This is a genomic window from Ramlibacter sp. 2FC, from assembly GCF_005503345.1.
GTDB lineage: Bacteria > Pseudomonadota > Gammaproteobacteria > Burkholderiales > Burkholderiaceae_C > SCMQ01.
Genome location: NZ_SCMM01000099.1, coordinates 1 through 7,827, shown reverse-complemented (window position 1 = coordinate 7,827; position 7,827 = coordinate 1). Strand labels below are relative to the sequence as shown.

Here is a 7,827-nt window from a genome sequence, read left to right as displayed (position 1 = left end):
ACCCAGCCCTCCGCGCACAGCCTGCGCGTGTATTCCGTGGCCGAGCAGGCCCATCTGGGCGCCGAATGCCTGGGCTTCGTCTGCTTCCTCGAGTCGGCCGGCGTGCTGCCCCCGGTGCTGCGCGAGATCGTGCTCGACCGCGCCATGGCCGTGCCAGGCCACCCTATGCGCCTGGACGACCTCAAGATCGTCGTGCTGATGGTCTACTGGAGCTTCGGCACCGAGCCCGACGCCCTGGTACTAGACGAACTCTGCGACGACCACCAGGATCGCGTCGCGCACTGATGGCCCCCAGGCTCGGCACTGCGTGTCCTCGCTGGGCTCGCGCAGCGTCCGTGCGCGAAGCTGTACAGCGTAGCGAGCCCATGCCGGGCCTGCGCTATGCACGTTCCGAGGCATCACGCTTCGGCCCGGCCCCGAGGGGGCCCAGACCGGCTTGGGGCGGCCCGGCGCCGGTCTGAGCCTCAACTCAGCAGCCGGTCCGGATTGGCCTCGAGCTTGGCCAGGGCCGCGCGGGTCGCGCGCACCGTCAGGGCCTCGTCCTCGGCCGGCACCAGCAGGCCGGCCTGCAGGTAGGCGGCCAGACGCCGGGTCTGGAACAGGCAGGTGCGGCCGTCGGCCGCGACGAACAGGTGCAATTGGCGGCGTGCGCTGCGCCAGACGAACTGCACCGGCTTGACCTCGCTGTTGCGGTCCAGCGTGAACCAGTGGCCGGGCTGCAGCTCCTGCGCCCGGGCCAGCATGGCCTCGCTCGCCTGGGCGCCGCCGTCGGCCACCACCTCGATGGCCGCATGCTCGAACCCCGGCATCATCTCCAGGCTGCCCGCGTCGAGCTCGATGTCGCCAGCCGCATCGCCGACCACGTCGTCCAGGCTGGCCAGCCGGCGCGCCATCTCGTCCAGCTGGTCCTGCGGGATCAGCTCGGCGCGCGAGAGGAAAGCCTCGGCCACGGTGTCGCTGATCAGCTTGAGGTTCCCCTCCTGCTCCTGGGCCGGCAGGCCCAGCAGCGACATGCCCTGGCGCAAGCGCTGCAGCAATTGCGGCAGCTCCTGCACCACGCGGGCGCGGTCGCTGCGCTGCGGCTTGGCGCTGGCGGTCCACAGCAGGTCGGTGGCGGCGCGCTTGAGCATCAGCGTGTCGGCATGCTGGGCGCCGTGCCGCACGGCCGCCACGGCCAGCACCTCGGCCCAGACCTTGAACAGGAACTCCCGGATCTCGGGGCGCACCGGCACGCTGCCCAGTAGCTTGCGCAGCTCGATGGTGTACTGGATCGCCAGCGTCTCCTTCTGCTCCACCTGCTGGACCACGCTGACCACGCGCTGCGTGCGCTCGGTGCCGAGCAGGGCGCGCGCCAGGAACTGCTGGAACTCGTCGAGCACCAGCTGGAACACGCGGCGCCCGGTCTCGGGGTACTGCTCGATCACCTGGACCACGCGCCGGACCTCGGCCTCCAGCGCGCGGCCGCCGCTCACGCCGGCGTCGAAACCCAGGGCGCAGGAGCCCATGCGGTCGATCAGCTGCCGCGCCGGGTGCTCGAGCGTGCCGAAGAACTCGGGCTCGGCCAGGGCCACGCGCAGCACCGGCATCTGCAGCCGCGCGAACCACACGCGCACGCTGGCCGGAATGCGCTCCTCGGCCAGGATGCTCTGGAACATCAGGGCGACGACCTCGACCGTCGCCTTCTCGCCCGCCGTGCCGGCCTTGCGCTTGAGCTCGGCACTGCGCTGGCGCAGCTCGAGCTGCAGCTGCGCCAGGCCCTCGCCGCCGTCAAGCGGGCCGGAGGCCGTGCCGGCCTGGGTCAGGGCCTGGGTCAGCGCCGGCGACAGCCCGCTGCGCCGCGTCGCATCGCCAGGCCCCACGCGCTCGCCGAGCAGGCGCCTGAGCTGGCCCAGCACGCCCTGCGCCGCCTGGCTGGCGGCCGAGCGGGCGCCGGCTGGCGGCGTCGCCGGGGCCATCAGGCGTGTCTGCGCGGTCGGCTCGACCATGCGCCCGGCGGCGGCGGCAGCACCGGCGCGGCCGCGCTCGCTGGGCGGGGGCGCGAGCCGAGTGGCGGCCGGCGCCGGCGCGGCGGGCGCCAGCGGGGCCGGCCGGCTGGGCGTGGCGGCCTCGCCGCCGCGCCGCAAGAAGGGCCTCAGGTCGATCTCGGGCATCACGCCCTGCTGCACCAGGAATTCGTTGGCGTGGTGGTAGGCCTCCAGCAGGCGCTGCACCAGCGGCTCGCGCAGCAGCTGCTGCACCAGCGTCCAGCTGTCGCGCGCCAGGCCGCAGGCCACCCACTGCTCGAGCAGGGCGCGCGCCAGCTGCTCCGGACGGAAGGCGTCGTCGGCGGCCAGCTCGCGCTGGCCCTCGAGCTGCAGCACGCGCAGGCGCAGGTCGTTGAGCTCCGAGTTGACCGTGTCGCCGAGCGCCAGGGCCAGGCGCGAGACCTGGATCCGGGTCTCGACCTCCTCGTTGTCGATCAGCTCGAGCACGTCGGAGGGCGGGCGGGGGGCCGACGCGCCGGGCTGCCGCCAGGCGCGCCGCACGGCATCGACCCAGGCCTCGTGCAGGCGCTGGAAGGCCAGCAGGGCCTGGCGCCGCTCGCTGAGTTCCTGCGCGGGGGCCGACTGGGCGGCCAGGGCGCCCAGGCGCTCGAGAGCCACGCGCCCCAGCTCGGGCAGCGCCTGGTCGACTTCGGCGACGAAGCGGGCGCGCGCCTGGCGGGCCAGCAGCCCACCGTGGGACAGGGCACGCGGAGCGGTCATGGGCTCAGAGCCTGTTCAAGCGTCTTGGCAATGCAGCCGCGTGGCAAACCGGCCCTCAGACGGTGGCGCCGGCGTTCGGGTCGCCGGGGTCGCCGTCCTTCTTGGGCGCCGCCTTGACCAGGTCCTCGCGCTTGATGCCCAGCCACATGGCGATGGCCGCGGCCACGAACACCGAGGAGTAGATGCCGAAACAGATGCCTATGGTCAGCGCCATCGCGAAGTAGTGCAGGGTCTCGCCGCCGAACAGCAGCATGGACAGCACCATGATCTGGGTCGAGCCGTGCGTGATGATGGTGCGGCTGATGGTCGAGGTGATGGCGTTGTCGATGATTTGCACCGTGTCCATCTTGCGAAAACGCCGGAAGTTCTCGCGGATGCGGTCGAAGATCACCACCGACTCGTTGACCGAGTAGCCCAGCACGGCCAGCACCGCCGCCAGCACCGCCAGCGAGAACTCCCACTGGAAGAAGGCGAAGAAGCCCAGGATGATGATCACGTCGTGCAGGTTGGCGACGATGGCCGCGACGGCGAACTTCCACTCGAAGCGCAGCGCCAAGTAGATCATGATGCCGGCCACCACGAAGGCCAGGGCCTTCAGGCCGTCGGCCGCGAGCTCCTCGCCAACCTGGGGCCCGACGAACTCGGTGCGGCGCAGCTGGGCCTGGGCATTGTCGGCCTTGAGCGCCGCCATGACACGCTCGCTCTGCTGGGCCGAGCTCACGCCCTTTTGCGCCGGCAGGCGGATCATCACGTCGCGCGCGGTGCCGAAGTTCTGCACCTGCACGTCGTTGTAGCCCAGGCCCGAGACCAGGCCGCGCACCTTGCCCAGATCGGCCGGCTGGCTGTAGCTGACCTCCATCACGGTGCCGCCGGTGAACTCCACCGACAGGTGCAGGCCGCGCGAGAACAGGAAGAAGACCGCGAGCAGGAAGGTCACGAGGGAAATCACGTTGAACACCAACGCGTGCCTCATGAACGGGATGTCGCGGCGGATCTTAAAGAATTCCATGGTGCTGCTCCCTCAAGCGGCCGGACGGTTGTTGTCCTGCGCCCCGGCCTCGCCGGCGGGACGCCAGACCGTGCCGATCGACACGGCCTTGAGCTTCTTTTGCCGACCATACCAGAGGTTGACCAGTCCGCGCGAGAAGAACACGGCCGAGAACATCGAGGTCAGGATGCCTATGCAATGCACCACGGCGAAGCCGCGCACCGGGCCGGAGCCGAAGGCCAGCAGCGCCACGCCCGCGATCAGGGTCGTGATGTTGGAGTCCAGGATGGTGGCCCAGGCGCGGTCGTAGCCGGCGTGGATGGCGGCCTGCGGCGAGGCGCCGCCGCGCAGCTCCTCGCGCACGCGCTCGTTGATCAGCACGTTGGAGTCGATGGCCATGCCCAGGGCCAGGGCCATGGCGGCCATGCCGGGCAGGGTCAGCGTGGCCTGCAGCATGGACAGCACGGCCACCAGCAGCAGCAGGTTCACGGCCAGCGCCACGCTGGAGAACAGGCCGAACACCATGTAGTAGACGCACATGAAGGCCGCGATCACCAGGAAGCCCCAGGTCACGCTGTTGAAGCCCTTGGCGATGTTCTCGGCGCCCAGGCTGGGGCCTATGGTGCGCTCCTCGATGATCTCCATGGGCGCGGCCAGGCTGCCGGCGCGCAGCAGCAGCGCGGTGTCGTTGGCTTCCATCGTGGTCATGCGGCCGGAGATCTGCACGCGGCCGCCGCCGATCTCGGTGCGGATCACGGGCGCGGTGACGACCTCGCCCTTGCCCTTCTCGAACAGCAGGATGGCCATGCGCTTGCCCACGTTCTCGCGCGTCACGTCCTTGAAGATACGCGCGCCCTTGGCGTCCAGCGAGAGGTTGACCGTGGGCTCCTGGGTCTGGTTGTCGAAGCCCGGCTGGGCGTCGGTCAGGTTCTCGCCGGTCAGGATCACCTGCTTCTTGACGATCACGGCCTGGCCGTTGCGGTCCAGGTAGCGCTCGTCGCCGAACGGCACCGGGCCGCTCCCCATCTCGGCCGAGCGCGCCTCGGCGCTCTCGTCGACCATGCGCACCTCCAGCGTGGCGGTGCGGCCCAGGATGTCCTTGGCCTTGGCCGTGTCCTGCACGCCGGGCAGCTGCACCACGATGCGGTCCAGGCCCTGCTGCTGGATCACCGGCTCGGCCACGCCGAGCTCGTTGATACGGTTGTGCAGCGTGGTGATGTTCTGCTTGAGCGCCTGCTCCTGCACCTTGCGCGCGGCGTCGACGCGTATGGTCGCCGTGAGCTTGTATTCGCCGCCCTCGGGCGCATCGACCAGCTCGAGCTCGGGGAGTTGCTCGCGGATCACGCGCCTGGCGGCGTCCAGCGTGGCGGTGTCGCGCAGGCGCAGCTCGATCTGCTGGCCGTTGCGGCTGATGCCGCCGTGGCGCACGTCCTTCTCGCGCAGCGCGGTGCGGATGTCGCCGGCCAGCGCGTCGGCGCGCTTGGTCAGCGCCGCGGGCATGTCCACCTGCAGCATGAAGTGCACGCCGCCGCGCAGGTCCAGGCCCAGGTACATGGGCGCGGCGTGCAGGGCCGACAGCCAGGCCGGCGAGCGCGGCACCAGGTTCAGCGCCACCACGTAGGCGGGGTCGGCCGGGTCAGGGATCAGGGCTTTCTGGATCGCGTCCTTGGCCTTGAGCTGGTTGTCGGTGCTGTCGAAGCGCGCGCGCACCGACTGGCCGTCGAAGGCGATCGCCTCGGCGCGCAGCCCGGCCGCCTGCAGCGCCTGCTCGACGCGGGCCTGCGTGGCGCTGTCCACGCGCACCGTGGCCTTGCCCGAGGACACCTGCACGGCAGGCGCCTCGCCGAAGAAATTGGGCAGCGTGTAGATCGCCCCCATCAACAGCGCGATCACGATGATCGCGTACTTCCAGACCGGGTAACGGTTCATGATCGCGCTTTTTCGCTACTGGCTAACGCCGGCAGGCACCAGGCCCTGCCGGACGGGGCTTCACTTCACCGTGCCCTTGGGCAGCACCTGGACCACGGCGCTGCGCTGCATCTGCACTTCCACGCCGCTGGCCACCTCGACGCTGAGGAAACCGTCGCCGAGCTTGGTGACCTTGCCGAGCAGGCCGCCGGCGGTGACCACTTCGTCGCCCTTGGCCAGCGCCTCGATCATGGCGCGGTGCTCCTTCTGCTTCTTCATCTGCGGACGGATCATCACGAAGTAGAGCACCACGAACATCAGCACCAGCGGCAGCATGCTCGTGAGCGAGGACATCATGTCGCCCCCGGCAGCGGCGGCGGGCGCGGTTTGGGCATAGGCGGAAGAAATCAGCACGTTCAATACTCCACGGGGGAATGATCAATGGGGGAACCGCGCGGGCGGGCCAGGCCGCCGGCACGGAAAAGACTTGGGATTGTATGCGGCGCCATGATGGCCTTGCCCAGGGCGGGAAAGGTGGCGGGTTCGCCGCCGGCGCGGCCGCCGGGCCGGCGCGCAGGGGGCCCGAAGTCTCGCGGCTCAGTCGCCGACCTGCAGCACCAGATTCCCGGCCAATTTGCCTTGCTCGACCTGCTCGTGGGCTGTGGCGATGTCATCCAGTGGCAATCGCGCCGCGATGTTGTGCTGCAGGCGGTTGCGCGCCAGCATTCGGGTGAGCGTGGCCACCGCGCGTGCCCGGTCTTCGGGCGAAAGGTGGTAGACGATGAAGAACTTCAGCTGCAGGTTCTTCGATATCAGGGGAAAGAATGGCAGCTGCAGTGGCGTGCTGCTGCCGTAGGTGACGCATTCGCCGCCCATGCGCAGCATCTCGAGATTGGCCGCGGCATTGACACCCAGGTCCAGCTCGATGACGCGTTCCACGCCTCGACCCTCCGTCAGTTCGGCCACGCGTTCGACCAGGGATTCGGTCTTGTACATCACCACATCATCGGCACCGGCTGCCCGCGCGAGTGCGGCCTTCTCCGGGGTGCTGACGGAGGTAATCACCCGGGCGGCCCCCAACTGGCCCGCCATCTGCACCGCATAGTGACCCACCGCACCGGCCCCGCCGGCGACGAACACGGTCTTTCCCGCCACGCCGCCGTCCATCAGCACGGCATGCATGGCCGTGAGCGCCGGGATGCCGAGGCAGGCCCCGGCTTCACCTGCCACACCGTCGGGCAAGGGCACGGCCTGGGCCTGGGGCAGGCACACCAGTTCGCACGCGGTGCCATGCGCGCGGCCCCAGGCGGCGTTCCACAGCCACACCCGCTGTCCCACGCGCGAGGCCGGCACGCCGTCGCCCACCGCGTCGATGACACCCATGCCGTCGCTGTGCGGGATCACGCGTGGAAACGGCATGCCACCGCCTCGCAAGCCTTGTCGCGACTTCACGTCCGAAGGGTTGACGCCCGACCATTGAATCCGCACGCGCACCTCGCCCGGCGCAGGCTTGGGATCGGGCCATTCACCCAGTTGCAGCACCTCGCGGGCAGGTCCCTGGCGGTCGTAATAAGCGGCTTTCATGCGTGCTCCCGACGGAATGTCAATGGTCGAAGCCTGTCCTGCGGTTCGTACAACCGCAGGACAGCAGTCATGTGCTGCGCACCCAGCCCTTGTTGTTGGGCGGCGTGGAACACCTGGCGGGTGGCGGCAATTGTAGGGACAGAGGCCGGCGAGCCGGCGATCTGCATCACGTAGTCGAGGTCCTTGCCCATCAGTTCGATGACCATGCGGGCTCGGGCATGCCGGATCAGGCCAGCCAGCCAGTCCTGATGCGCGTTCAGCATGGGGTTGGGCCTTGTGGCAGCCAAGTCCCGGGCCGGTTGGCCGATCTGCGTTTCCTGGGTCAACACGCGCACGCGGCGGCCGAAGTGGATGCTGGCGCCACGCTGAGTCCTGCAGACCTCTCCACGGTCCACAGCTTGCGCCGACGGGGCTTGTGCCTCGCCGGCTTTTTTGTGGGCGACAAGGGGGCAGCGGCGCGATGGTGGCGTGAGTTACCCGTGCCTCATGTCGGCCATTATGAGAAGGCCCCAGTTATGAGAAGTTCTGGGATGGGGTAGGCCGGCAGGCCGCGTAAACGCTTGCGATCTGGGGCGTGGCGGCGCGTTGCACTGGACATAAATC

7 protein-coding genes are annotated in these 7,827 nt (G+C 69.7%); 1 reads left to right on the top strand and 6 read right to left on the bottom strand.

All coding sequences use genetic code 11. The features are described 5' to 3' along the window. Positions 1 to 285: DUF494 family protein (locus tag FFS10_RS22350; protein WP_137896803.1), on the top strand; the 285-nt coding region annotated here is incomplete at its 5' end. A 179-nt stretch (positions 286 to 464) separates the two neighbouring features. Here FFS10_RS22350 and FFS10_RS22345 read toward each other — a convergent pair. The 6 genes from FFS10_RS22345 to FFS10_RS23615 all read right to left on the bottom strand — a co-directional run bounded on the left by FFS10_RS22345 (position 465) and on the right by FFS10_RS23615 (position 7,487). Then, the gene (locus FFS10_RS22345) at positions 465 to 2,744 is read right to left on the bottom strand and encodes a DUF1631 family protein (RefSeq protein WP_137896802.1); all 2,280 of its coding nucleotides are present in this window, start codon (positions 2,742 to 2,744) and stop codon (positions 465 to 467) included. A 55-nt stretch (positions 2,745 to 2,799) separates the two neighbouring features. Next, the gene (gene secF, locus FFS10_RS22340; RefSeq protein ID WP_137896801.1) at positions 2,800 to 3,753 is read right to left on the bottom strand and encodes a protein translocase subunit SecF; all 954 of its coding nucleotides are present in this window, start codon (positions 3,751 to 3,753) and stop codon (positions 2,800 to 2,802) included. A gap of 12 nt (positions 3,754 to 3,765) precedes the next feature. Then, the gene (gene secD / locus FFS10_RS22335) at positions 3,766 to 5,661 is read right to left on the bottom strand and encodes a protein translocase subunit SecD (RefSeq protein ID WP_137896800.1); all 1,896 of its coding nucleotides are present in this window, start codon (positions 5,659 to 5,661) and stop codon (positions 3,766 to 3,768) included. Positions 5,662 to 5,721: 60 nt separating this feature from the next. Continuing rightward, positions 5,722 to 6,054 (bottom strand): preprotein translocase subunit YajC, encoded by a 333-nt coding sequence (yajC, locus tag FFS10_RS22330; protein WP_137896799.1) that lies wholly within the window; start codon positions 6,052 to 6,054, stop codon positions 5,722 to 5,724. Positions 6,055 to 6,237: 183 nt separating this feature from the next. Then, positions 6,238 to 7,224 (bottom strand): NADPH:quinone reductase, encoded by a 987-nt coding sequence (locus FFS10_RS22325; protein WP_137896798.1) that lies wholly within the window; start codon positions 7,222 to 7,224, stop codon positions 6,238 to 6,240. Then, positions 7,221 to 7,487, bottom strand: a complete 267-nt coding sequence (locus FFS10_RS23615) for a hypothetical protein (protein ID WP_249931390.1) — start codon at positions 7,485 to 7,487, stop codon at positions 7,221 to 7,223. Before FFS10_RS23615 ends, FFS10_RS22325 begins: the two co-directional genes overlap by 4 nt. Positions 7,488 to 7,827: the final 340 nt, after the last annotated feature.